The organism is Primorskyibacter marinus, assembly GCF_003313245.1.
GTDB lineage: Bacteria > Pseudomonadota > Alphaproteobacteria > Rhodobacterales > Rhodobacteraceae > Primorskyibacter > Primorskyibacter marinus.
Genome location: NZ_QJSD01000008.1, coordinates 94974 through 119926, shown reverse-complemented (window position 1 = coordinate 119926; position 24953 = coordinate 94974). Strand labels below are relative to the sequence as shown.

At 59.5% G+C, this 24953-nt stretch carries 25 protein-coding genes and 1 pseudogene; 5 read left to right on the top strand and 21 right to left on the bottom strand.

Annotation, left to right across the window (positions count from 1 at the left end):
* Positions 1–3: 3 nt before the first annotated feature.
* Both DMZ65_RS11925 and DMZ65_RS11920 read right to left on the bottom strand, forming a co-directional pair.
* Positions 4–1254, bottom strand: coding sequence for a sarcosine oxidase subunit beta family protein (locus DMZ65_RS11925; protein WP_116599103.1), 1251 nt, complete (start codon positions 1252–1254; stop codon positions 4–6).
* A gap of 111 nt (positions 1255–1365) precedes the next feature.
* A complete protein-coding gene (locus DMZ65_RS11920) occupies positions 1366–2292 on the bottom strand; it encodes a LysR substrate-binding domain-containing protein (RefSeq protein WP_116599102.1) in 927 nt (308 codons plus the stop codon).
* Positions 2293–2546: 254 nt separating this feature from the next.
* Here DMZ65_RS11920 and DMZ65_RS11915 point away from each other — a divergent pair, with 254 nt between their 5' ends.
* Positions 2547–4916: a trimethylamine N-oxide demethylase gene (locus DMZ65_RS11915; protein WP_116599133.1), complete on the top strand. Its 2370-nt coding sequence runs from the start codon at positions 2547–2549 to the stop codon at positions 4914–4916.
* A 66-nt stretch (positions 4917–4982) separates the two neighbouring features.
* Here DMZ65_RS11915 and DMZ65_RS11910 read toward each other — a convergent pair whose 3' ends face one another.
* The 6 genes from DMZ65_RS11910 to DMZ65_RS11885 all read right to left on the bottom strand — a co-directional run bounded on the left by DMZ65_RS11910 (position 4983) and on the right by DMZ65_RS11885 (position 10190).
* Positions 4983–5588: a tetratricopeptide repeat-containing protein gene (locus DMZ65_RS11910; RefSeq protein WP_116599101.1), complete on the bottom strand. Its 606-nt coding sequence runs from the start codon at positions 5586–5588 to the stop codon at positions 4983–4985.
* Positions 5548–6255, bottom strand: coding sequence for an ABC transporter ATP-binding protein (locus DMZ65_RS11905; protein WP_084354863.1), 708 nt, complete (start codon positions 6253–6255; stop codon positions 5548–5550). The genes DMZ65_RS11910 and DMZ65_RS11905 overlap by 41 nt, the downstream gene beginning before the upstream one ends.
* Positions 6245–7012, bottom strand: coding sequence for an ABC transporter ATP-binding protein (locus tag DMZ65_RS11900; protein WP_116599100.1), 768 nt, complete (start codon positions 7010–7012; stop codon positions 6245–6247). Before DMZ65_RS11900 ends, DMZ65_RS11905 begins: the two co-directional genes overlap by 11 nt.
* Entirely contained in the window at positions 7009–7962 is a 954-nt protein-coding gene (locus DMZ65_RS11895) for a branched-chain amino acid ABC transporter permease (protein WP_232824982.1), read from the bottom strand. Before DMZ65_RS11895 ends, DMZ65_RS11900 begins: the two co-directional genes overlap by 4 nt.
* The gene (locus DMZ65_RS11890) at positions 7955–8824 is read right to left on the bottom strand and encodes a branched-chain amino acid ABC transporter permease (RefSeq protein WP_084354860.1); all 870 of its coding nucleotides are present in this window, start codon (positions 8822–8824) and stop codon (positions 7955–7957) included. The genes DMZ65_RS11895 and DMZ65_RS11890 overlap by 8 nt, the downstream gene beginning before the upstream one ends.
* Positions 8825–8897: 73 nt before the next feature.
* Positions 8898–10190, bottom strand: coding sequence for an ABC transporter substrate-binding protein (locus DMZ65_RS11885; RefSeq protein WP_116599098.1), 1293 nt, complete (start codon positions 10188–10190; stop codon positions 8898–8900).
* A 436-nt stretch (positions 10191–10626) separates the two neighbouring features.
* Between DMZ65_RS11885 and DMZ65_RS11880 the strand changes: the two genes are divergently transcribed.
* Positions 10627–11355, top strand: a complete 729-nt coding sequence (locus DMZ65_RS11880) for a FadR/GntR family transcriptional regulator (RefSeq protein WP_116599097.1) — start codon at positions 10627–10629, stop codon at positions 11353–11355.
* On the opposite strand, the gene DMZ65_RS11875 is transcribed toward DMZ65_RS11880, so the two are convergent.
* A complete protein-coding gene (locus DMZ65_RS11875) occupies positions 11356–12657 on the bottom strand; it encodes an ABC transporter substrate-binding protein (RefSeq protein WP_116599096.1) in 1302 nt (433 codons plus the stop codon).
* A 150-nt stretch (positions 12658–12807) separates the two neighbouring features.
* Between DMZ65_RS11875 and DMZ65_RS11870 the strand changes: the two genes are divergently transcribed.
* Positions 12808–14154, top strand: coding sequence for a trimethylamine monooxygenase (locus tag DMZ65_RS11870; RefSeq protein WP_116599095.1), 1347 nt, complete (start codon positions 12808–12810; stop codon positions 14152–14154).
* A gap of 196 nt (positions 14155–14350) precedes the next feature.
* Here the strand turns inward: DMZ65_RS11870 and tolA are convergent, their stop codons facing one another.
* Genes tolA through DMZ65_RS11845 form a run of 5 tightly spaced genes read right to left on the bottom strand, consistent with a single transcriptional unit; the run spans position 14351 to position 17138 of the window.
* Positions 14351–15313: a cell envelope integrity protein TolA gene (gene tolA / locus DMZ65_RS11865; RefSeq protein ID WP_116599094.1), complete on the bottom strand. Its 963-nt coding sequence runs from the start codon at positions 15311–15313 to the stop codon at positions 14351–14353.
* Positions 15310–15696 carry an ExbD/TolR family protein gene (locus DMZ65_RS11860; protein ID WP_116599093.1) on the bottom strand — a complete coding sequence of 129 codons (387 nt, stop codon included), beginning with the start codon at positions 15694–15696 and terminating at the stop codon, positions 15310–15312. The genes tolA and DMZ65_RS11860 overlap by 4 nt, the downstream gene beginning before the upstream one ends.
* Positions 15696–16070, bottom strand: coding sequence for a biopolymer transporter ExbD (locus DMZ65_RS11855; RefSeq protein ID WP_269801559.1), 375 nt, complete (start codon positions 16068–16070; stop codon positions 15696–15698). Before DMZ65_RS11855 ends, DMZ65_RS11860 begins: the two co-directional genes overlap by 1 nt.
* Entirely contained in the window at positions 16063–16719 is a 657-nt protein-coding gene (locus DMZ65_RS11850; RefSeq protein WP_116599091.1) for a MotA/TolQ/ExbB proton channel family protein, read from the bottom strand. The genes DMZ65_RS11855 and DMZ65_RS11850 overlap by 8 nt, the downstream gene beginning before the upstream one ends.
* Positions 16716–17138: a hypothetical protein gene (locus DMZ65_RS11845; protein WP_116599090.1), complete on the bottom strand. Its 423-nt coding sequence runs from the start codon at positions 17136–17138 to the stop codon at positions 16716–16718. Before DMZ65_RS11845 ends, DMZ65_RS11850 begins: the two co-directional genes overlap by 4 nt.
* Positions 17139–17561: 423 nt before the next feature.
* Between DMZ65_RS11845 and DMZ65_RS20195 the strand changes: the two are divergent.
* Positions 17562–17678, top strand: a pseudogene (locus DMZ65_RS20195) (helix-turn-helix domain-containing protein); the annotation flags it as partial.
* Positions 17679–17839: 161 nt separating this feature from the next.
* Here the strand turns inward: DMZ65_RS20195 and wrbA are convergent.
* Together wrbA and DMZ65_RS19475 are read right to left on the bottom strand one after the other, a co-directional pair.
* The gene (wrbA, locus tag DMZ65_RS11835) at positions 17840–18430 is read right to left on the bottom strand and encodes an NAD(P)H:quinone oxidoreductase (protein ID WP_116599088.1); all 591 of its coding nucleotides are present in this window, start codon (positions 18428–18430) and stop codon (positions 17840–17842) included.
* Positions 18431–18575: 145 nt separating this feature from the next.
* Complete coding sequence (locus DMZ65_RS19475; RefSeq protein ID WP_157960617.1) at positions 18576–18809, bottom strand: hypothetical protein; 234 nt, start codon at positions 18807–18809, stop codon at positions 18576–18578.
* 160 nt (positions 18810–18969) lie between these two features.
* On the opposite strand from DMZ65_RS19475, the gene DMZ65_RS11830 reads away from it, so the two are divergent.
* Positions 18970–20424 (top strand): catalase, encoded by a 1455-nt coding sequence (locus DMZ65_RS11830; protein ID WP_116599132.1) that lies wholly within the window; start codon positions 18970–18972, stop codon positions 20422–20424.
* 205 nt (positions 20425–20629) lie between these two features.
* Here the strand turns inward: DMZ65_RS11830 and ureG are convergent, their stop codons facing one another.
* From ureG to DMZ65_RS19695, 5 genes are read right to left on the bottom strand one after another with little or no spacing between them, the layout of a single operon-like run.
* The gene (gene ureG / locus DMZ65_RS11825; protein WP_116599087.1) at positions 20630–21349 is read right to left on the bottom strand and encodes an urease accessory protein UreG; all 720 of its coding nucleotides are present in this window, start codon (positions 21347–21349) and stop codon (positions 20630–20632) included.
* Between the two features lie 13 nt (positions 21350–21362).
* Positions 21363–22193 carry an urease accessory protein UreD gene (locus tag DMZ65_RS11820; RefSeq protein WP_116599086.1) on the bottom strand — a complete coding sequence of 277 codons (831 nt, stop codon included), beginning with the start codon at positions 22191–22193 and terminating at the stop codon, positions 21363–21365.
* Complete coding sequence (locus tag DMZ65_RS11815) at positions 22171–22842, bottom strand: urease accessory protein UreF (protein WP_116599131.1); 672 nt, start codon at positions 22840–22842, stop codon at positions 22171–22173. Before DMZ65_RS11815 ends, DMZ65_RS11820 begins: the two co-directional genes overlap by 23 nt.
* A gap of 16 nt (positions 22843–22858) precedes the next feature.
* Positions 22859–24568, bottom strand: coding sequence for an urease subunit alpha (locus DMZ65_RS11810; protein ID WP_116599085.1), 1710 nt, complete (start codon positions 24566–24568; stop codon positions 22859–22861).
* Positions 24555–24875, bottom strand: coding sequence for an urease subunit beta (locus tag DMZ65_RS19695; protein ID WP_198662684.1), 321 nt, complete (start codon positions 24873–24875; stop codon positions 24555–24557). The genes DMZ65_RS11810 and DMZ65_RS19695 overlap by 14 nt, the downstream gene beginning before the upstream one ends.
* Positions 24876–24953 lie beyond the last annotated feature (78 nt).

The window sequence follows — 24953 nt, the reverse complement described above, 5'->3', positions numbered from 1 at the left end:
TCCTCAATGCAGGTTGGGCTGGGCGCCCATACCTTTTTCGTCGATCATGTATCCGCGGCGGAAGCGATCGAAACGATATGCGGTGGCGAATTCGTGCGGGGCGTCGGTGGCCAGAAGGTGGGCGTAGCACATGCCCGATGCCGGCGTTGCCTTGAAGCCGCCATAACACCAGCCGCCGTTGAAATAGAGCCCGTTGATGTCGGTGCGGTCGATGATCGGAGAGCCGTCCATCGACATGTCCATGATGCCGCCCCACATCCGCAGCAAACGCGCACGGCCAAGGGCCGGGATCAAGGCCATGCCGCTTTCGCAGACATCCTCGACCACGGGCAGGTTGCCGCGCTGCGCGTAGCTGTTGTAGCCGTCTGGATCGCCGCCGAAGACCAGCCCGCCCTTGTCGGACTGACTGCAATAGAAATGGCCCGCGCCGTAGGTGATGACGCCGGGCAGGACCGGCTTCAGCCCTTCTGTCACGAATGCCTGCAACACGGTGCTTTCGATGGGCAGCCGCATATTCGCTTTCGACATCAGCCGGGACGACGATCCCGCGACGCAGCTGGCAACCTTGGTGCCACCAATGAACCCGCGCGAGGTCTCGACGCCCAGGCAACTGCCATTTTCGATGCGAAAGCCGGTCACTTCACAATTCTGGATGATATCGACACCAAGGCTATCGGCGGCCCTTGCATAGCCCCAGGCCACGGCGTCATGGCGCACGGTGCCGCCGCGATGCTGGGCCAGCCCGCCCTTGATCGGGAAGCGCGCGTCGTTGAAGTTCAGGAACGGATAACGTGCCTTGATCTGGTCGACGCTCAGCATTTCGGCGTCCGCACCGTTCAGGATCATCGCATTGCCGCGCCGGGTAAAGGCGTCGCGCTGTGCATCGGTGTGGATCAGGTTGAGAATCCCGCGCTGGCTGACCATCGCGTTGTAGTTCAGTTCCTGCTCCAACCCTTCCCAGAGTTTCAGCGAGTATTCATAAAATGGCTCGTTGCCATCAAGAAGGTAGTTCGACCGGATAATCGTGGTGTTACGGCCCACATTCCCGCCACCGATCCAGCCCTTTTCAAGAACGGCAATCCGGCTTTTGCCGTATTTCTTGGCCAGATAGTAGGCAGTGGCCAGCCCGTGACCGCCGCCGCCGATGATGATGTAGTCATAGGAAGACTGAGGCTCAGGATCGCGCCACGCGGGCTGCCAACCCTTGTGCCCTGTCAAAGCTTCCTTGATGACTCGTAGACCCGAATACCGCATGGAACGACCTCATTCATTTGAGACACGATATTGAGCCGTTCAGCTGAAATGTTAAGGTTCTGATCGGACGAACACCTGTTCAAATCCGACATATGTCAGATTTCTGTGCTGTCAGTCCGCATAGCTGGGCAAGGCTGCTGCGACATCGGTCAGCCATTTTTCGACGATCTGACATTCGTCGAACCGTTCCCTTTTCTTGGGGCGAAGCAGGTAATATCCTTCATTGGTCCGCACCCGCAAATCCCCCATCGGGCGCACCAGCGTGCCTTTTTCAAGATGTCCGTCGACAAGATGGCCCCAGCCAAGTGCCAACCCCAGCCCATCTACTGCGGCCTGTATTGCCAGCGGATATGTGTTGAAAAGCGCAGCCTGTTCCGGTTCGCTCCCGCCGGCGTCGATTTCGGACACCCAGGATTTCCAGTTCATCCATTCCTTGTGTTCCGAGCTCACTTCGATCAGGTCCTGCTCGCCTAACGCTGCAAGATTTGCTGCTGATGGATTCGCGGCGAGATAGTCAGGCGAGCAGACCGGGAAAACGGTTTCTCCAAATAAGAGTTGCGCCTCATGGCTTGGCCATTCAGCATTTCCGCGCAGGATTGCCAGATCCACGGCATCGTTCAGGCATTCCGAATCGTCGTCCGAGGCAACAAGCTTGATCTTGATGCTTCGGTTGTCGCGGCGGAATACCTGTAGACGCGGCATAAGCCAAAGCGCCGCGACCGAATTCGTTGCGGCGAGTGTGACGGATTTGATCTGGTCTTCCGACACGATGCGCCGCGACGTGTCACGCAGGCTTTGCAAGGCGGGCTTTATCAGGTTCAAGAATCGTTCGCCCTGTGGCGTCAGATGGATGGATCGGTGGCCGCGCATGAACAATGGCACATTATAGTGATATTCAAGCAGCCGCACTTTCCGGCTGATCGCGGTTTCGCTGATGTTCAGTTTGCTTGATGCGCCGACGAAACTCATGTGTTCCGCCGCTGCTTCGAACGCCAGAAGATAGTCCAGAGGCGGCAGTGCGGGGTTGCCTTTTTTCATCTTCCGACCACCGTTCCGTTGGAGGCTAAGACGTTCTTGACTAACATCCAGAGGGCTGCCGCGAACGTATATCTGGCGCTAATTAATGCGGGCAGAGAATATCAAAATAACATTCGAATAAAAGCAGATTCAGAGGCAGTATGAGATCCAGTTCGAGACAGACTCGGACGGACCGAAAATCTACGCCATTTCACGCCTCAGAAGGCCTGAAACGTTCACTTCCGCCATTGCCGAGTGGGATGACTTCCATGAACATGACTATCAAGCCGATTTTCCAAACCCCTTATGAACGTGCCGGCGTTGTGACACCCGGACTGCCCATCCTGCCGCACGGAGTGGAGCGACATCCGGTGCCCGGCGGGGGTAGCCGCGCGGTCAGAATATTGAAAGGGGACGAGATCACCGTACAGGACCGTGAAGGCCTGCAACCGGTCGAGTTGGTCTTCTTTTCGCCGGACGGCAGTTCGGATGCCGGAATGATCGGTGCAAAAGGCGGGCGCGATCCCGCCGGGCTGAAGGCGGCGTTGCTGGGCGACCCTTCCGGAGCCAAGGTCGTGCGGGCGCTTGAGGCGGCCGGATTCGACATTGCCAAGGCCGACGGCACAGTGGTTTTCGCAGACGGGTCCCATGCGGGCGATTACCAGACGTTCACGGCCACTTCCGATGGCCTGCTGATCGTCTGCGCACCCGGTGCAGCGATGGAGCCGCATGAGCAATGGGCACCGACCGAGGTTGCGCTCTATGTCAAACGCGCCGATCCGGGTGACGCGAAAGGCGGCTTGTTGCCGCCGGAACCGCTGGCCGATCCGTTGATGGATTTCAACATTCTGCCGGGCGAGGCGAAGGCCTATGAGGTGCGCGCAGGCCAGTATATTCAGGTTCTGGATGTGCAGGGCCGGGAATGTTCGGATTTTCAGGCGTTTTCGCATCGCGCGCTGGATCGCGGGCTGGAACGTGAAATCGACCCGACCACGACTCGCTCGATGGTGGGGTCTCTGTATCCCGAGCCGGGGCTGTTCGCCAAATACTTCAACTCCGATCAGGAGCGGATCGTAGAGATCGTCCGCGATACGGTCGGGCGGCACGACACGTTCGGCCTGTCCTGTACCGCGCGTTACTACGAAGACCTCGGCTATCCGGGGCACGTCAACTGTTCGGACAACATTAACATTGAACTGGCGCAATATGACGTGCGGCCGCGCGGCGGCTGGCCCGCGATCAACTTCTTCTTCAATACGATGCTGGACGATACGAATGCCATCAGCATGAATGACCCCTATTCACGTCCGGGGGATTATGTGCTGTTGCGCGCGCTGACCGATCTGGTCTGCATTTCGACGGCCTGTCCATGTGATGTGGACCCGGCAAATGGTTGGAACCCCACGGATATTCAAATCCGTACTTACGAAAAAAGCAACGAATTCAGCCGCTCTATCGGTTGGCGGAAGACTCCGGAGGCGGATATGGAAGAGACCAAGAAGACAGGTTTTCACGAGTGTTTTGCGAAGCACACGCGCGAATTCATTGAATATCAGGGGTACTGGTTGCCAAACCAGATGACCAATCACGGCGCCATTGCCGAATATTGGGCCGCGCGTGAAAAGGCCGTGGTGATGGATTTGTCGCCACTGCGCAAATACGAAGTCACCGGCCCGGATGCCGAAGAGCTGATGCAACTTTGCGTCACCCGCGACATCAAGAAACTGTCGGTCGGCGGGATCGTCTACACCGCGATGTGTTATGAACATGGCGGCATGATCGACGACGGCACCGTTTACCGTCTGGGCGAAACGAACTTTCGCTGGATCGGCGGCAACGACCAATCCGGTCTGTGGCTGCGCAAGCAAGCGGTCGAGCGTGGCTTGAACGCCTGGGTGCGCGCGTCCACTGACCATCTTTGCAACATCGCGGTTCAGGGCCCATTGTCGCGCGACATTCTCAAGCAGGTGATCTGGACTCCGCCGGAGCAGGCAACCGTCGAAGAACTGGCATGGTTCCGGTTGACGATCGGGCGTCTGCATGAATTCAACGGTCCGTCCGTTGTGGTCAGCCGCACCGGCTATTCCGGCGAGCTGGGATACGAGGTGTTCTGCCACCCCAAGGACGCGACAGAGGTGTTCGACGCAATCTGGAAGGTCGGCGAACCGATGGGCATGATCCCGCTGGGTCTGGCCGCGCTGGACATGCTGCGGATCGAGGCTGGACTGATCTTTGCCGGTTCCGAATTCGACGAACAGACCGACCCGATGGAAGCCGGCATTGGTTTTACCGTTCCGCTGAAAAGCAAGACGGATGATTTCATCGGTCGCGCCGCGTTGGAGCGTCGCAAGGCGACACCGTCGCGGAAACTGGTCGGGCTGGATCTGGAAGGCGGTATCGTACCCGTTCCCGGTGACTGCGTCCGCGTCGGAAAGCCCCAGATCGGCGAAATCACGTCGGCCATGAAATCGCCGGTTCTTGGCAAGGTCATCGCATTGGCACGGATCGACGTTGCCCACGCGGAAATCGGGACTCAGATCGAGGTAGGTCAGTTGGATGGTGAACAGAAGCGCCTGAAAGCCACCATCGTTCCGTTCCCGCATTTCGACCCGAAGAAAGAGCGCGTGAAGGGCAATTACGACTAATCACGTCGGGTTCGACATAAGAAAAGAAGCCCCGAGGCCGGTCAGGCTTCGGGGCTTTTGTGTTTGTCAGGCGCGGTCGATAATCAGCAGGCAAGCCCCCATGATCTTGCGGGTGTCGTCATAGACGTTCGGCCTTTCACCGCGCCAACGTCCGAAATGCCGGTGTCTTGACGCGGCAGGGGCCGTCAGCGACCGCAAGGTCTCTTCAGTCTCGGCCGCGAAATTGGTGAAGCGCTTGCGCATATTGTCGTGAAACGTGTCGCGATGTTTCGCTTCCAGCCGCAGATGGAACAGCGAACTTCGCGACCGCGGCGCGACATTCATCGTTGCGATCTGTCCGGCGGCGGTTTTCCAGATATGTAGGGCGCGGGCCTGATGGCGGGCAGCACGGTGCGGCTTGTTCCCGGCCATGGCCAGCAGTGACAGGTTTGCGTGGCATGTCGCACGACGCAGATCATTCCGGTCAAAACACAGGCGCGCCAGCAGATCGGCCTGACGAAAACGGCTTGCGGCCTTGGCCTTTGCGCCCCCGGCCCAGGCGAGATTCCCCGCCTCAAGCAGCCGTTCCCAAACAAGATCGGCGCGCGACCAGCCAGCCGCGCGCGCCATCTTCATCTCGGCATCGCTGCGATCAAAGCCCCAGATACGCCGCCCGAACGTGTTCGTTGTCATGCAAATCTCCCGCCGGTCCCTCAAGCGCCATATTGCCGGATTCCAGAACGTAAGCATGGTTTGCCAATTCCAGCGCCAACACAGCATTCTGTTCGACCAATACCACCGAAAGCCCGCGCGCGTTTATTTCTTCGATGATCTGTGCGATTTCCTCGACGATCACGGGGGCAAGACCCATTGACGGCTCGTCCATCAGCAAAATGCGCGGGTCCGACATCAGCGCCCGCCCAATCGCGAGCATCTGTTGCTCGCCACCGGACATGGTTTGCGCCCGCTGCCGACGGCGTTCTCGCAGTCGTTCAAACCGCTTGAAGACATCTTCAAGGTCGGCTTCGATCTTGTCGCGATCCTTGCGCAGAAATGCACCTGTGCGCAGGTTTTCCTCGACCGTCATGTCGGGAAAGATGCGGCGGCCTTCTGGCACATGCGCGATGCCGTTCGCGACGATCTTGTGCGAGGCCATCCCGTCGATGCGTTTTCCATCAAAGTGGATTTCACCCGAGTGAAGCGGCAGCATTCCGGACATGGCCCGCAGCGTGGTCGTCTTGCCCGCGCCGTTGCCACCGATGATCGTCACGATCTGACCTTCGGGAACGCCGATCGAGATATTCCGGATCGCGGAAATCTTGCCGTAATTCACACTTATGTCGCGCAGTTCAAGCAACATGGCGCGCGCCTCCCAGGTAGGCTTCGATAACGTCGGGATGGTTGCGGATCTCGGACGGTCCGCCTTCGGCAAGGAATTTGCCGAAACTCATGCAGGTGATGTTGTCGCACAGGCCCATGATCGCCTGCATGTCATGTTCCACCAGCAGGATCGTTGTCCCTTCGGCGCATAGACGGCGCATCAACCCCATCATCTGTCGGGTCTCTTCGGGGTTCATCCCGGTGAAAGGCTCATCCAGCAGGATCAGGTCAGGGCGCGAGGCATAGGCCACCGCCATGCCAAGCGCGCGCTGATGCCCGTGCGACAGATCGCCGGCAAGCTCATCTTCCAGACCGCCCAGGCCGAAAAACTCCAGCGACGACCTGGCCCGGTCAAGCGCATTCCGCCGGGCTGCGCCGTCAAGGCCCAGGATCGCTGCAAAGATGTTTGGCCGAAAGGTCATATGCGTGCCGACCAGTGCATTGTCCAGCACCGAAAGTTCGCCAAAAAGCGTCGAATGCTGGAAGGTGCGCACGATGCCACGGTTGGCGACGTGGTGCATGGGCAGGCCCGAGATTTCCTCGCCGTTCAGCAAAACCTTGCCGTCGCTTGGCGTATAAAAACCCGAGATCATGTTGAAGGTTGTGGTTTTGCCCGCACCGTTCGGTCCGATCAGACCATGAATGTGGCCCTTTTCAACCTTGAAGTTCAGGCCGTCGACGGCCGTCAGGCCGCCAAACCGCATGGTGAGGTTCTGCACTTCGAGAAGGGAGGTCATTTGGCTTCCTTTCGACGGGTAAATTTCTGCACGATGCTCTCCAACCCGTTCGGCATGAACAGGATCGAAAGGATCAGGATCAGACCGTAAATCAGCGGCCGCGTCTGTTCGAGGCCAAGCTCGCGCAGCACGATTTCGTTCAGGATGGTCAGGACGATACATCCCAGGATCGGGCCGTAGAATGTGCCGGTGCCGCCAACAATGGCCCAGGTCAGAACGAAGACCATCACCTCGACATCAAAGCTGTTGGGGTTGATCGTGCCGATGTAATGCGCAAGAAGTGCGCCGGCGATCCCTGCAAACCCGCTGGCGATCACAAAGGCCAGCGTGCGGTAGCTGCGCAGGTTCACGCCGGATGCCTGTGCAAGTTTGTCCTGCCAATGAACGGCGTGAAAGGTAAGGCCGACCGGCGATTTCTCGATCCGCCACAGGATCCACAGGCACAGCGCGACCACGACAGCGGAGAAGTAGAAGTAGCTGACCGGCTCGAAGAAATCGAACTGGTAGATGCCAATGGAAAAGTCCGGCATGGGATCAATACCCTTGATCCCTTTGGCACCGCCGAACGGATCACGAAAGCGTTTCCACAAGAGGCGGATGATTTCACCCGCTGCGAAACTGCCGATCAAAAAGTAGAAGCCTTTCATGCGGAACAGCGGATAGCTGAGCAGAAAGGCGATGAATGCCGCCGAAGCGCCGCCCACCAGAATGCCCAACGGCACCCAAAGGCCCAATTCCTTTGTCACCAGCGCCGAGGCATAAGCACCAACGCCCATGATGACGACATGGCCAAGCGACCATTCACCGGTCAGCGTCAGCAACCGGTAAGAGGCCACGACAAGAATATTGATCGTCAGAAATACCAGCACTTCCTGCTGCGAAAAGCTGACCAGATTGGGCAGGATGATCAATGCGACGGCTACGACGGCCCAGATAAGGAAATTACGCACGATCTGCACTCCCGAACAGGCCGGTGGGTTTGACGATCAGCACGATCAGCATCAGGGAAAGCCCGGTGATATCCGCCAAAACGCCGTCATAGAAGGTTGTCACGAAGGTGTGCACGAAAGCATAGACGACCGAAGCCACTACCGCCCCTTCCAGAGATCCGACACCGCCCACGATGATGACGATGAACGCCGTGACGATGATCGTGTGCCCCATATGCGGGTTTACCGACACCAGCGGCGCGGTCAGCGCCCCGGCCAGCCCGGCAAATCCCGCCCCGATGAACATTGCAATCATCGCTGTTTGCGTGACCGAAATACCCTGCAATGCGGCAGCTTCGGGATCTTGGGCCGAGGCACGCAGCGCCCAGCCAAAGCGGGTGCGTTTCAGGAAATACCACAGCGCCGAAAGCATGACGACGGCGGCAATGATCACATACAGGCGCGCGACAGGGATACTGATCTTGTCAGCGAAAACGATGACATCCTGGGTGAGGGGCGGAACATATTCCATCCGCACACCGAAACCCAGCACTGCGAGGGCTTGCAGGATCAGCAGAAAGCCGATCGAGGCCACAAGTCCGCCCAACGGATTGTCGCGCAAGGGCCGAAACAGCGCGCGCTCCATGATGAGACCGAGAATACCGACAAATATCAGACCTGCCACCACGGCCACAAAAAAGGGAACCATTCTATCGGCATAAAGGGCGACAACAACGTAAGAGCCGGCCATGAAAAGCTCGCCATGCGCAAAGTTGATCACGCCCATGACACCAAAGATCAGGACCAGCCCGACGGCCACAAGCGAGATATAGGACGCAGCATAGGCGGCGTTCAGGCCGGTCTGGGCCAGAAGTTCAAACATCACGAATACTCATTTTTTGCAGGGTTCCCGCAGCGCGATCAGCACCGACGCTGCGGGTATCCGGGAAAGAGGCTCAGCTGCGCTGATTCCACATCTGATCATAGGCAGACATATGCTTGATCAGCAGATCGCCGTGCTGGTCGTACCAGTCGGGGATCGATTTGAACCCCTTGATGACCGCTTTGCCATCTTCGATCACGACAACCGGCCAGTCACCGACCAGCGCGTTGTTGATGCCGAACATCTCTGCGCCCCACCAGTCGGCGTCGCCGAAGGCGTGCTTGCCCTTGCCGCCTTCTTTCATGGCGGCCAGCACGGAGTCGGGTTCTACCGACCCGGCCTTTTCCGCCGCGTCTTTCCACAGCTCCATGATTGCCGCATATTCCCAGCTTACAGCGCCCCACTGACCGGGGAACCGCTTGTTGTATTCAGCATAGAACCCGTTGGCATCCTTGAAGTTGATGTTGTCGGCATTCAGGGCCGGATCGTCGAAATCCGGGAACTGGAAGATGAACCCTTCCATGAACTCCTTGGACGTCTTGGCAATCATCTGGTCGTAGAAATCCGCCGTTGCCGAAATGATCTGGCCTTTATAGCCCTGCTGGAACAGTTGTTCGCAGATCGGATGCACATAGTCGGAATAGCAGGTGTCAAGGCAGACAATGTCGGGGCTGGTTGACAGCAGTCGCGTGACGATCGGCGCAAAATCAGTGGTCGCCGGATCAAAGAGAAGTGGCTCATCCTGCATCTCGATGCCTGCGGCCTCGAATGCGGCAAGATAGGTTGCTACCGAAGGTAGGCCAAGCGCATCGTCCTGCGCGCACATCACGGCCGTTTTCAGTTCCGGCTTGTTTTCTGCCAGCCATTGCACACCCGTCACCAGATAGATCGGATGGACCTCGGTCGGGGCAAGAAGCGTTTCGGTATCGGGCGAGAGATCAGACGGAAGCAGCGTCGAGAAAAGCATGCCGGTCCGGTCCGCGACGGGCTGAACGCCCGGCCATGTGTCACCGCCCAGCATCATCACGAACTTCACGCCGTCTTCGCGGATGAGTTTGGTGGCGCCTGTGCGGGCTTTAGCCGGGTCGTATTCGTTGTCATAGGCGACAAATTCGATGTTGTGGCTGCTATCGCCGATTTTGATGCCACCTGCGGCGTTGACTTTCTCGGCCCAGATTTCACACCCGCTCAGGCCTGGCGCGCCCCATGCAGCGGTCGCCCCAGTCAAAGGCGCAAGAAAGCCGATCTTGACCGTTTCGCCGGCAGCGAGCGCCATGGACGGCAGGCCCGCGCTGAACGCTGTTGCAGCGGTAGACTTAAGAAAGGTGCGGCGCGAAAAGCCGTTTTTCAATCCCTTGGGAAACATCAATCTCTCCTGTTGGTTGCCGCAATCAGATGCGGTTTGCAAAGAAACCAATTTCAGGCCAATTTCCGGATGCTCCCCGGCCCACTCTTGACGGTGGTACGCCCAATTTTCTTCATGGTTCTCGCAAAAAAGCTAACAGGATAGCATTTTTCACACAAGAATATTATTTTAACAATTAACGGATTGGCTTTCTGAAAGTTGTGGGTGGCTCTAAAGTGGTATAATATTATTGAAGGAATCCGACACTCAAGTGAACCAAAATAGACTGTTTTGAACCGATTACTTGCTGGTATGCGACGTCACGCGCCGATACCTTCTGCACCCAAGCCGCCCGACCGGCCTGCTATGTGAAGTCTTCTGGCGGTGCCCCGCCCAGTACCAGGAATCGAAATTTTGTCCCGCGCCAGATGCTGGGGCCGCACCGGAAACAGAACCAATGAACGACAACCCTCCGACGATAACCTCGCAAATCATCGCCAGCCATTCGGTCGGTGCGACGGTGCAGGTCGTGCTCGACCGATTGTTCGCCCAGATCAAAAACGAGGAATATCCGTTGGGCACGCGGCTACCCTCGGAAAGGGCGCTGGCCGCAGAGCTTGGCGTTGCGCGCAATACGGTGCGCGAAGCGCTGGATGTTCTTGAGGCCCGCGACGTCATCAATCGCCGTCCCGGCAGCGGCAGTTTCGTGACCTACCAATCCGAGGCAGAGACCGAGAGTCCGGAAATTGCGGTGGCCTTTGAAACAAGCCCGCTGGATCATCTGGTCGTCCGCGGCATTCTGGAGCCCGAGATGGTGCGCCTTGCGGTCATCAACATGACACCGCGTGACATCAGTGATCTGGAACGGTTGATGTCCGAAATCGAAGGCGTGCGCACGGATGTGCTGGAATTCATCAAATGCGAAGAGAACTTCTACCGCAAGATCGCGACCGGAACGCGCAATCCGCTATTGGCGTCGTGCTACAATCTGGCGATCGAATCTTGCCGGACGTCATTCCGCACTACACTTTTGCGTCGCCACCTGACACCAAAACGGATTCTGGATTATCAGCAGCGCTACAATGTCCTGTTCAACGCCATCGCTTCGCGCGATGTGGAGCGTGCTGTCGAACTGATCAAATTACATTTGATCGAAGAGCAGAAGCTGCTGTTGCAGAATCTGTGATCAGACCGACGGCGTTTCGCAGATAAAGCCGGGACGCGGGGCATCGGTGACCAGACGTTGATCCCAAAGCTGCCCCAAATCCGACATTTCCTGCTTCAGCGTTTCGCCGTGACGCGCCAACCAGTCGGGAATGGAGCCGAAGGCAACGACACATGCCTTGCCATCGCGGATTGTGACCACCGGCCAATCCCCGACAAGAGCGTTGTCTATGCCGAACATGTCCTCCCCCCACCAATGCGCTGGACCGAATGCGTGCGAGACGTGGCCAAGCTGTTTCATCGCGGCCAGCACCGAGACCGAATTGACGCTGTTGCATTTTTCGACAGCCGAATGCCAGATGTCGAGAATGGCGGCATATTCCCAACTGACCGCGCTCCAACTGTCGGGAAAGCGGCGGTTATATTCCTCGAAAAACACATGCGGCTGATTGAAGAAAAATGTCTTCTCGCGCAGCAAGGGGTCATCGAAATCGGGAAACTGGAAGATCGTACCTTCCATGAAGTCGACGGACGTGCGCGCCACTAGCCGTTCATAATGATCCAGCGTGCAGGACATGATCTGGCCTTTGAACCCATGTGCATGGGCGTATTCGGTCATCGCGTGAACCATCGGCGTATAGCTTGTGCACCAGCAAAGGATGTCCGGGTCGGCGTCCAGCATCGGCTGCACGATTGATCTGACATCCGTCGATTCCGCCGAATACTGCACTTCCTTCGTCAGCGTCATGCCGGCACACCCGAAAGCCGCGCGATAGGTCGCCAGAGAGGGAAGGCCAAGCGCATCTTGCTGGCTGCAAAGTGCGACGGTCTTCAGTTCCGGCCGGTTGGCGGAGAGCCATTCAACCCCGGTGACGTTGTAGATCGGGTGCAGCTCGCTGGGGGCAATCAAGAAAGGCGTGTCCGGTGAAAGGTCGCTGGGCAGCAATGTCGATGTCAGGATCTTCCGTCCGCTCAGATAATCCAGAATCGGGGTGACCGTATCGCCGCCGAGCATCAACAGCAGCTTTACGTTCTCTTCTTCGACCAGATGGCGCGCGCCATTTTGTGCGCGGTCGGCATTGTAACCGCAGTCATACGCCCGGAGTTCGACCGGATAGCGCCGCCCGCTGATCATCACGCCTCCGGATCGGTTCAACGAGTCGACCCATATCTGGCAACCGTTCAGGCCAGGCAGGCCCCAAGATTCAACCGGACCGCTCAACGGGGCGAGAAATCCGATCTTCACAGGCTCGTTCATGCCCACCGACAAACGGGGAAAGGCCGAAGAAACCGCAAGTTGATGAGCAAAACTGGTAGGCATCATGTTTCCGGGTTAGCAGGAAAAACGGGCGATTTCATCATCTTTCGGCCCAAATTGGAATAATGTTGACATTTTGGTATAATGAATTGCACCATTTGCGGAACCAAAAGAACCACAAATTACTATTTGGTCCATACCACAGGAGAATGACATATGACTGCCAAGCGTGTTGCCATCATCGGAGCCGGCCCTTCGGGCATGGCCCAGATGCGAGCCTTCCAGTCTGCACATCAGAACGGCGAAGAGATCCCTGAAATCGTTTGCTTCGAAAAGCAGAGCAACTGGGGTGGCCTTTGGAACTACACATGGCGTACCGGGCTGGACGAGCACGGAGAGCCTGTACACTGCTCCATGTACCGTTACCTTTGGTCAAACGGACCGAAAGAAGGTCTTGAGTTTGCAGACTATTCCTTTGAAGAACACTTCGGCAAGCAAATCGCGTCCTATCCTCCTCGCGCGGTTCTTTTCGACTATATTGTGGGTCGGGTTGAAAAGGCGGGCATCCGCGACTGGATCCGCTTCAACTCACCGATCCGCTGGGTGCGCTACAACGAAGCCGAAGAGAATTTCACCATCACGGTGCATGACCAGATCAAGGACACAACCTACGAAGAGGATTTTGACTACGTCATCTGCGCCTCGGGTCACTTCTCAACACCGAACGTCCCGGAATATGACGGATTCGAATCATTCAACGGGCGAATCCTTCATGCTCACGATTTCCGCGACGCGCGCGAATTCGAAGGCAAGGACATCCTTGTTGTCGGAGCATCGTATTCGGCAGAGGATATCGGGTCGCAATGCTGGAAATACGGTGCAAAATCAGTTACTTCGTCGTATCGCACCGCGCCGATGGGCTTTGAATGGCCTGACAATTGGGACGAAGTTCCGGCCCTTGAGCGCGTTGACGAGAAGACCGCATATTTCAAGGACGGCACGTCGCGCGATGTCGATGCGATCATCCTCTGCACCGGCTACAAGCACTTCTTCAACTATCTCCCAGACGATCTGCGCCTGAAAACGGCCAACCGGCTGGCGTCGTCCGATCTCTACAAGGGCGTGGTTTTCGTAAAGAACACGAAGATGTTCTACATCGGCATGCAGGACCAATGGTTCACCTTCAACATGTTCGACGCACAGGCATGGTGGGTCCGCGATGCGATCATGGGCAAACTGGAAGTGCCGACTGACATGAAAACCCTCACGGACGACGTGAAGGAACGCATGGAGCGCGAAGAAGCCAGCGATGACGTGAAATATGCAATCCAGTATCAAGGCGATTACATCAAGGAACTGATTGCCGAAACGGACTATCCCAGTTTTGATGTGGATGGTGCCTGCGCCGCGTTCTTTGCGTGGAAGCAGCACAAGATGGATAACATCATGGCGTTTCGGGATAACTCCTACCGGTCTGTCATCACAAATACGATGGCCCCGGTTCACCACACGCCCTGGAAAGATGCACTGGACGATTCGCTCGAAGTCTACTTGCAGAACTGATCTCTCTGAGATTGTGTCCGGTCGATTGTCTCGGCTGGACATCTTGGACCTTCCAGCAAGGCGACGTATATCTGTTGGCTATTCGTCAATACGCCTCTGGTGAATGTCCCAACGTCCTGCGCAGCGGCAACTGCGTTTTGCGTATCCCGATGAGCAGGGACTGTTCAACCAGAGTGCGATGTGGCGATCACCCGGCTCAACGCGCCGAGATCCCGATCGAAAAGCTCCGTCTTGCCCCCGCAGGTGGGGGCGGGCAGGACCGAACCCGTCGCACAAGATCAAGGGCCGCCCGGTCAAGTCGTGCGTTCCCAGATGCGCCCGCCAGCGCGACATTTGTAATGCCCCCATTGTTCGCGACGCTGAACGATACACGCGTGGTTCCGCGTCCACGCACGTTTGGGCGACCGGACCGAGACACACAAGACATGATGACTCCAGGATAGTTGCTCGCTGCCGCATTGCCACTGGCGTTGGGCTTTTTCCCGCCCGACCCGCTGGATCTGGACGTCGCAGTGCGTGTCCCGGTTGCGGCACCTGCACGGGCGTTTCTCTGGGAATTGCCGCGTGGCTGTTCGGTTTGCTTGGGCTTGGTGGCCTTTTCGGCTTTGGCCTGTCGTTGCGCCATTTCTTCGACTTCGCGACTACGGGCCATGGGGCGCAGGGACCGCGCTACTGCCGTTGCGCTTGTCGCTTCGGCTTTGATCATCTCTTGTGATGTGGGCGCAGATGACGGCGGCGGTGCTGCGGTTTGGCGCGTGGCTTGAATGGTGCTACTGGGCGCGAGAGGCGCAACGGGAGCCGTCAAGGGAGACGGGGGCGCTGGTTGCACGGCTTTGGTGATCGCATCCGGATTGGGCAACGTCGTTTCCGAAGGCGCGGCCTTGGTCACCTTCAGGCGTTCGCTAAGGGATGGTTTTGCTTGGTCAGGCCGTAGCGGGCGCGCGGCGCTGTCAGGCTGAATCGCCTTCTCGACGCTTTCGTTTGTCATCGTCCCCGCAGCCATATCCGCAAAGGACGATCCCAGTTGTACATCCGCGCTGCCGGGCGCGCCCTCTGTTCTGACCGGATCATTGGTCATCAAAGCCAGTGCCAAAGCGGCATGGGCGCTTGCTGCCAACAGCACACATGCCAGTTTCACGGTGCGGGAGGTCGAAATCATTCCAGCCCCCTCTCGGTCACGATGACGACAGATTCTGCGCCAGCACTGCGCAGGTCTCGACCCAAGGCCACCAACGCGCTGGCGGGCAGGGCTTGATCGGGGACGACCCGAACCCGCTTGCGGGCGTCCTCGTCCAGTTCTGCGAAATATGACGCCGCGTCGCTGACGTCCATGCCGCGCACGGACAAACGGCCATCCGGATGTACCACAAGCGCATCTGCCGGAGCATGCCGGTCAAGGTCTTTCGTGCGGACCAGCTTCAGGTTCTTGTCCAGCGATGGCGCAAGCGTTCCGGCAACAAGAAAGAAGATCAACATCAGGAAAACGATGTTGATAAGCGCAGTGGTCGGTTCGCGTTCGGAATTGGATTTCAGGCGCCGCATCAGGATCTCTCCAGAACGGTGACTTTCGCGCCCGGAACGGCCCGAAGAGCAACCAGAAGGTCGGTCAGGCGTTGCGCCGTCACGGACGGCACCATCGAGACCAACACCACAGGGGCGGCATCTTCGCCGAACCCGTCGGCCAAGCTGGCGAAAGCAATATCACGCCCGTTGAGGTCAAGGCTGTCGGTGCCCAAGCGCAGGAAGAAGGGACGGATGTCAGACCCAGTTGCGGTGCCCGCTGCACCCCCGGCGGCCAGCTCGACTTCGGAAAACCGGGTGAATGTTGAACTGAGCATGAAAAACAGCAGCAGCAAGAAGATGACATCGATCAGCGATGTCATCGACAAACGTCTGCGGCGGGTATGTCTACGCATGAATGGCGGCACCAGCGGCCACATCTTGCAGTTCGGCGGTGCGGCCCGTGGGGGCAAGGATGGTGCGCAGGGCTTTGCCCGCCAGCACTCTTTCAGCGTCCATCCGGGCCTCGAACCAGCTTAGGATCAAAGCTGTGGGCATGGCGACAGCCAACCCGACTGCGGTGGTCAGCAGCGCCACCCATATGCCGCCCGCCAGAATGGAGGGGTCGACCTGCGCGCCCGCGTCCTGAAGCGCCTGAAACGCCGAAATCATGCCAAGGACCGTGCCAAACAGTCCCAAAAGCGGCGCAAGCTGCGCCACAGAGTCTAGCAGGCGGAAGCCGCGCTCCAGCTTGGCAAAGCGAATCTCGGCTTCGGCTTCCAGGCGTTCGCCATCGCGTTGCCCGGACATGGCCATGTCCACAACCGGGCACAGATAGCTGCGCGACCGGTTCAGGTAACTGCGCGCACCTGCACGGTCGCCTGCGTCCCACGCGGCCACCGCATCGCGAAGCGCCTTGTGACGCCCGACCCCTGCGGTGGTAAATTGCCAGAACTTGTACAGAACCACTGTCGTTACGACGATGGACAATGCACAAAGCAAGAGCACAACAGGCCCGCCCAGATCGGCGATCCGCTGAATGGCCTCGACCAGCGATTGCATCATCCGACCACCTCGATCTCAATCCGGGACTTCAGATCCAGCTGCTTCGTGCAGAGGTCCTTGCGCGCCACATCCGTTTCGCAGGTCTGCGCACCGTTTATCAAAACCCGCGCCAGTTGGTCACACGCAAGCTGTGGCACAACGAATTGGCGCACCCGTGGACGACTTGCAGGCAGGGCACCGAAATCGAATAGCGTCAGGCGATCAACACGGCCGTCGATGTCAAAAAGCACCGCCTCGAACACAGCGGATTTGATATCGTCGTCATGGCCATTCAGTATGACAAAACTCATGCGGCAATTGTCTTGCTCGGGCTCGACCGAGTTCAGCTCGATGGTCAGCTTGCCTGCCGCGTCTTCCTGCGCCGCGAGCGGCGACGCGCAAAGGCAGGCAAGGGCGAGAGTTGATGCGCGCAAAGCCATGGCACCCTCCAGTCAGAATTTTCATGCGATGCTGGCTGGCGCTTGTTTCGGCTGCGCACTGGCTGGACAGTCTGATCGTTTATCAGCCGAGTTAGATGGGTCAAGCTAAAAGTTGATAGAAACAGTCGGAAAGGCGGTCCGATCATGCGCCTTATGGCCATCAATTAGCAGACCGGATCAGTCTTGGGGTGAAATCTCTGGCTTTCAGGCCAAGGCACCAACCTTTTGCGCCCGTTCGAAGCCAAGCTTGATGAAAACGTGGCTGGCAATCCGAGGCAAGAAGAAGCGAGATCGGTGGTGGCAATTGACGCCACATATTACCATAACTCCTATTATCGGTACATTTTTATCGCTGGGGAGCGCGCTACCCTGAAGTGCGACTCCTATTAGAAAACAATGAGTTATCTAATAGGAGATCATGGCATGGGAATGGTTTACACGCAACTATCACTGCGAGAACGCCGCAAGATCGAGACCTGGTGGCACGCAAAGGTGCCTGTCAGAGAGATGGCGCGTGTTCTCAAGCGCCCCAGATCGACAGGGCGCGGCACGATCAGGGTTTCGATGGCGTTTACGCCTTCGGCGTCCCTTGGACGGGGTCGGGGCATGGCGCATAGCTCAGTTCAGGGGTCCATCGACGTGACATCCATCATGTGCTCATCCTTTCAGAAAATGCGGGTTTGATTGCGGCGGTCAAAACCTCAGGCCAGCTTGCCCGCAATCTCGACCACACGCCGCGCTTGATGGCCGATGGCGGTTTTGGCCTCGTCCGAGAAATCCTCGCCCGCATTGTGGCTGTAGCCATAGGGGTTGCCGCCGGTCTTGTAGATCACCTCGTCGGTATAGCCGGGTGCCACGACGATCCCGCCCCAATGCATGACCGTGGCATAAAAAGACATCAGCGTCGTTTCCTGCCCGCCATGCGCGTTCTGCGCGGATGTCATCGCCGAGACCGGCTTGTTCGCCAAACCGCCCTTGCTCCAGATGCCGCCCAGCGTGTCGATGAAGGCGCGCATCTGACTGGCCATGACGCCAAATCGGGTGGGGGCGGAGATGAGATAGGCATTCGCCCATTCCATGTCTTCGACGGTTGCCTGAGGGATATCTGCTGTCTTTTCGGCCTGTGCTTTCCAAGCGTCCTGCCCGGCGACAACGTCTTTGGGTGCGGTTTCCGGCGCTTTCAGCAGGCGCACCTCCGCGCCTGCGGCCTTTGCTGCTTCGGCCGCGATGGAGGCCATCTGATGATTGGTGCCGTAGGTGGAATAGTAGATTATGGCAAGTTTGACAGACATTATCGTTCTCCTCTTGGGTCAAGGTGGCGACGGGTTGGGTGTTGGAGACAAACGCCAGTGCGCCCCTTGATGTTCCGCAGCGCGTCAGCTCCGCCTTCAAACTAGCTGGGCATCTATCCTGTGCCTCCGGGGTCTTCGTGTTTGCCTACGTCCGATATGGAGTGTCGATTTGTTGCGGTGAAGGACGATACTGTTGCAGCCAGTATTGCATGTAATGCCACCAAACCTCATGGGCGCACGGTTCACTACCGCCGCCCGGCCGCGCGTGAAGAAAAGGCGACAGATCCAGACCACCGACGTTGCCAACGCAAACTGCCGCCAGCCAAAAAACCGAGCGGCCCATCCAGTCGCCAAACGGAATGCCGATTTGCGTGCTCATCATGTCCGCCGCCGGTCATGGTTGCCTCTCGCGCTGACGCTCCCGCTGTTGGCTGTTGCTTCTTATTGCCGCTGAATCAGGAGCGCCCACAAAAGGCGCCTGATTCCTGCTACGCTTGTCGGAGATTCGGTGTACCGTAGCAGCGTGAGGAGATATGACCATGACCGACGACGCCAAAAAACCCACCACGACCGATGCGGGCATTCCGGTCGCTAGTGACGAACATTCGCTCACCATCGGTGCCGATGGCCCGATCGTTTTGCACGACCACTACCTGATCGAGCAGATGGCGCAGTTCAACCGCGAGCGTATCCCCGAACGCCAGCCACATGCCAAGGGGGCAGGCGCGTTCGGCCATTTCGAAGTGACGCAGGATGTCAGCAAATATACCAAGGCCGCCTTGTTTCAGCCTGGCACGAAGACCGATACGTTGATCCGGTTTTCAACCGTCGCCGGCGAACAGGGCAGCCCCGACACCTGGCGAGATCCGCGCGGCTTTTCGCTGAAATTCTACACCAGCGAGGGCAATTACGACATGGTCGGCAACAACACGCCGATCTTTTTCCTGCGCGATCCGATGAAATTCCAGCACTTCATCCGTTCGCAGAAGCGCCGCGCCGACTCGGGCCTGCGCGACCACGACATGCAGTGGGATTTCTGGACGCTCTCGCCGGAATCGGCGCATCAGGTCACCTGGCTGATGGGCGATCGCGGCATTCCCAAGACCTGGCGGCACATGGACGGCTTTTCCAGCCATACCTACATGTGGGTGAATGCCGAGGGCGAGAAGTTCTGGGTGAAATACCACTTCAAGACCGACCAGGGCAACGATTTCTTGACCCAGGAAGAGGCCGACCGCCTGGCCGGCACCGACGGCGATTACCATCGCCGCGACCTGTTCAATTCGATCCGCGACGGGGATTATCCCAGCTGGACCCTGAAGATGCAGATCATGCCTTTCGAGGATGCGCGGACCTATCGCTTCAACCCGTTCGACCTGACCAAGGTCTGGCCCCATGCCGATTACCCGCTGATCGAGGTGGGCAAGCTGGTGCTGGACCGCAACCCGACCGATTTCCACACCGAAATCGAGCAGGCGGCGTTCGAGCCCAGCAACCTGGTGCGCGGCATCGGCCTGAGCCCCGACAAGATGCTGCTGGGGCGCGGCTTTTCCTATTCGGACGCGCATCGCGCGCGGTTGGGCGCGAATTACAAGCAGATCCCGGTCAACCGGCCCAAATCGCCCGTCCACAGCTATAGCAAGGATGGCGCGATGCGGGTCGAGAACGTCTCGGATCCGGTTTATGCGCCCAATTCCTACGGCGGACCGGCCGCTGATCCCTCGCTCACCGACGATGCCGGACTGTGGTATGCCGATGGCGACATGGTTCGCCAAGCCTATACCCTGCGCGAGGATGACGACGATTGGGGGCAGGCCGGCACCCTGGTGCGCGATGTGCTGGATGATGCAGCCCGCGACCGGCTGGTCAGCAATATCGTCGGCCACCTCAAGGGCGGCGTATCCGAAAAGGTGCTGAAACGCGCGTTCGATTATTGGCGCAATGTCGACGAGACGCTGGGCGAAAGGATCGAAAAAGGGGTCGCAGAAGGCTGAGGGCGGCGCTACCACCCTACGGGACGGAACAATTCCCCGCAGGCGATGTCCCGTAGGGCTTGTCGCGAAATTCGGAAAATGGTTCGGCTCAATGCGCCTGCATCGGCCTGGTGCCGACCGCCCGTCTTTCATCGCCGCGACAAGACCGGGCCTCGGTTTCGGCACCTTTCAAATTGCAGCCAGTTCGTCCGTCTGATCCTGGCCGTTAATCGTGGCTATGGGTATGACCATCGTCATGCGCGTGATGGTGCGGGGCCATCGGGCCGGGATCGACTGGTATGTGGCCGCCGCCCGCATAGGTCTTGTGCATCTCGCGTACCCAATCGCATAGTTTTTCCACCGTATCGGGATGTTTCCGCGACAGCGCAAGGACCGGCCCACCGTCACGGGCCTTTTCGGCGTCGGCGACCATCTGTTCGACATCCACATCCACATGCGGCCCCAGATCGATCTTGTTGATGACCAGCAGATCGGCACCGCTGATCCCCGGACCACCCTTGCGTGCAACGTCACCGCCACCGGCCACGTCCAGCACGAAGAGCTGCGCATCCACCAGCGCGGGCGAGAATGTCGCGGTCAGGTTATCACCGCCGCTTTCCACGAGAACGATGTCGAGCGACGCGAAATCGCGTTCCATATCCTCGACTGCCATCAGGTTCATCGTCACATCGTCGCGGATCGCGGTATGCGGACACGAACCGGTCTCAACGGCGCGGATGCGCTCTTCGGGCAGCACGCCTTCGGATTTCAGGAACCGGGCGTCCTCGTCGGTATAGATGTCGTTGGTGATGACCCCGAGGGCGAAGTCGTCACGCAGATGTCGGCAGATCGTCGCGATCACCGAGCTTTTGCCGGTGCCCACGGGACCGGCAACGCCAAGGCGCAGGGCACGGGTTTGCGGGGCTGTTGGGGTCTCGTCATGCATGGGTTGGTCTCCTTCAGGTGGCCCAGGGGGGGGCGAGTTCATTCACACCGCGGATCAGCAGGCGACGCAACGACAGGCTGTCGGGTGCGACCGCGCCGATGGCGACGCCCGGCCCGGCCAGCGGTGTCAGCGCGGCGGTCTCGTCATACGGCAATGCCGCAGGCACTGCGTCGGTCCAGTCGGGATCGACCGCGATCACCGAGCCGACCGCGCGGTTCTGTCCCAGCACGGCCGCGCCGCCCCAACCATCGCTCGCGGGCCCGAAATCAATCTGCTGGTCGTAAAGGGCAGCCCCGCCCCGCGTGATGCGCAGCCGACTTGCGAAATCGCCGGCTGCTTCGCCATGCCGGCCCAAAAGCATCTCCTCGCGCAGGAACATCCGGGCATCGGGGGCAAGGGCGATCCGCACATCGTGACGGTGGTTGCAGCGATGCGCCGCGATGATCGGCTCGGCCAGCCAGACGAAGGTTGCGCCCGCCTCCACGGTCACGCTGATTGCCATATGCGACCCCGCGCCCCCCAGTCCTGGCAGCACCAGCATGGCCGAGACCTCTTGCAGCACCAGTGTGCTGCCGGCCCCAACCAGAATGTCGAGCGCATAATCGTCCCCGCCCAGTGGTCCCGCCGTTCCTGCCGCGAGCGCGACGCGGGCAACGTCGGGCCGCCGCCGGGCCAGCGGTTCGGGCCCCTTGGGATTGCTCTTGCGAAGGACCAAAGACCCGTCGGATCGCAGCGTGCCGATACGGCTGCTGCCTTTCGGGCCAAGCTCGCTGGACAGCACCGCGCGCGCGGACATCGCACCGATGGGGCCGTGGGCCGGGTTATGACGCGAAGAGTCGTACATCCCGCCTCCTGTGATGCTCGGCGGCAATGTCGGACAGGGGTGCGCCGGGCGACGGCAGATCACCGGGCGCGCCTTCCGCAGCCACCGCAGCCTGCCCCGCCAGCGCATCCAGCCGTGTTGTCATCCGGGCAAGGATGGCATGCACATCGAACGGATCGACGCGCATCAGCTTGGCCGCCGACGCCGCCGCGCCGGAATTGTTCTCATGCAGGATCGCGAGCGCGGCATCGCGCGGGCCAAGACCCAGAACCGCCGCCGCGACACCCATCACGATGGGCTGATGCGGCGCGTCTCCCAGAGCAGCAAAAAGCGGATGCGGATGGATACTGCTCATGGCGCGGCGCAATTGCCGCCCCAGATCGCGCGAGACCTTGCGCAATTCGGGCGATGGCGTACGCGCGTCAAGCTCCACCGCCAGTGTTTCCAGATCGCTGAGATCATCGGCGGCCGCCCGCGCGCAAGCCGCCGCCGCAAAAGCGGACGCAATCAACCCGGCCGTTTCAGCGCGGCCAATCAGGAATTTCTCAAGCCCCGCCATATCGGCGACGCGCCCCGCCGTGACGGCGGGTTCCAGCCCGCCGGAATGAGCATAGCCGCCTGCTGGCAGACGACCATCCGCCAGCAAGAGCAGGGCTGCTTGCCTTTCCATACCGGCGATTTCCATCTCAGAACAGGAAGTAACGCTGTGCCATCGGCACTTCGCTGGCCGGTTCGTGATCGGCGATCTCGCCGTCGATTTTCACCGAATAGGTGTCGGGATCGACCTCGATCTTCGGCAGGGCGGTGTTTTCCGGCATGTCCTCCTTGCCGCGTCCGCGCGTGCTTTGAATGGCGACGAATTTGCGGTTGGTGTTGATCCGGTCGGCGATGCCGTCGTCGATTGCGGCCTGCGACACGAATGCCAGCGAGGTCGCGCCAGAGGCGGGGCTGTTCACGTTATACCCGGTCCGCTCCATCACCGGCTGCGGTGTCGGGATAGACGCGTTTGGATCGCCCAATGCCGCCGTCGCTACCATGCCGCCGGTAAACACCGTATGCGGGCGCACCCCGAACAGCGCCGGCTGCCACATCACGATATCGGCTTTTTTGCCGACCTCGATGGAGCCGATTTCGCGTTCCATCCCATGCGCCACGGCGGGGCAGATCGTATATTTGGCCACATAGCGCCGCGCGCGGTGATTGTCGGCACGGTCGTCGCCGGCGGCGGAGCCGCGCAGCTTCTTCATCTGGTGCGCGGTCTGCCATGTGCGCATGACCGTTTCACCGATCCGGCCCATCGCCTGCGCGTCCGATGACATGATCGAAATCGCACCCATGTCCTGAAGAATATCCTCGGCGGCGATGGTGCCCGCGCGCACCCGGCTTTCGGCAAAGGCCAGATCGTTGGGCACCTGCGGGTTCAGATGATGGGCCACCATCACCATGTCCAGATGCTCTGCCACGGTGTTTTTCGTGAAGGGCCGCGTCGGGTTGGTCGAGGCGGGCAGCACGTTGCGTTCACCCGCGATGGAGATGATATCGGGCGCGTGTCCGCCCCCTGCCCCTTCGGTATGGAAGGCGTGGAAGGTGCGGCCTGCGACGGCCTTCAGCAGATCCTCCTTGAACCCCGCCTCGTTCAGCGTGTCCGAGTGGATCGCCACCTGAACGCCGGATTCTTCGGCCACGGACAGGCAGGCGTCGATGGCGGCGGGGGTTGCGCCCCAATCCTCATGCACTTTGAAGCCGCCGACGCCGCCGCGCAGCTGCTCCCACATCGCCTCTTTGGACATGGTGTTGCCGCGGCCCAGGAACAGCACGTTGACCGGCCAGGGGTCGAAGCCTTCCAGCATCCGCTCCATCCACCACGCACCGGGCGTGGCCAGCGTGGCCTTGGAGCCTTCGGTCGGGCCGGTGCCGCCGCCGGTGACGGTGGTGACGCCCGATGCCAGCGCCAGTTGCAGCATCTGGGGCCCGACGAAATGCACATGGGTGTCGATGGCACCCGCCGTGGCGATCAGCCCGTTACCGGCCATCACTTCGGTCGAGGGGCCGATGACCAGCGCCGGGTCGATGCCGTCCATCGTGTCGGGGTTGCCGGATTTGCCGATGCCCACGATGCGCCCGTCGCGAATGCCGATATCGGCCTTGATGATCCCCCAATGGTCCAGAATGACCGCACCGGTAATCACAAGATCGGGCGTGCCTTCGGCGCGGGTATGCGAGGATTGGCCCATGGATTCGCGGATCGACTTGCCGCCGCCGAAAACGGATTCGTCGCCGCCGCCGGATCGGTCCTCTTCAACCTCGATGGTCAGGCATGTGTCGGCCAGTCGGATGCGGTCGCCTGTGGTCGGCCCGTAAGAGGCCACATATTCGCGGCGATCAACCTTTTGCATTGTCGAGTTCCCCCTTGCACAAACCGCGCAGACCCAGAACGATGCGCTTGCCCCCAATGGGTACCAGATTCACCTCGGCCACGGCACCGGGTTCAAATCGCTCGGCCCCGCCGGACAGCACCGCCAGGCGTTTGCCCCAGGCGGCCTCGCGGTCAAATTCAAGTGCCGCGTTCACCTCGGCGAAATGATAATGCGATCCGATCTGGATCGGCCTGTCAGAGGTGTTGGCGACCCGGATCGTCGTTACCTCCAGCCCCTCGTTGATCACGACATCGCCCTCGCCATACAGGATCTCGCCGGGCACCAGCGGATCGCGCGCCTCATCCAGCACATCCTCGGACTGCCGCCGGGGTGCCTGACGCGTGCCGCCACCAGGGCGGCGCGG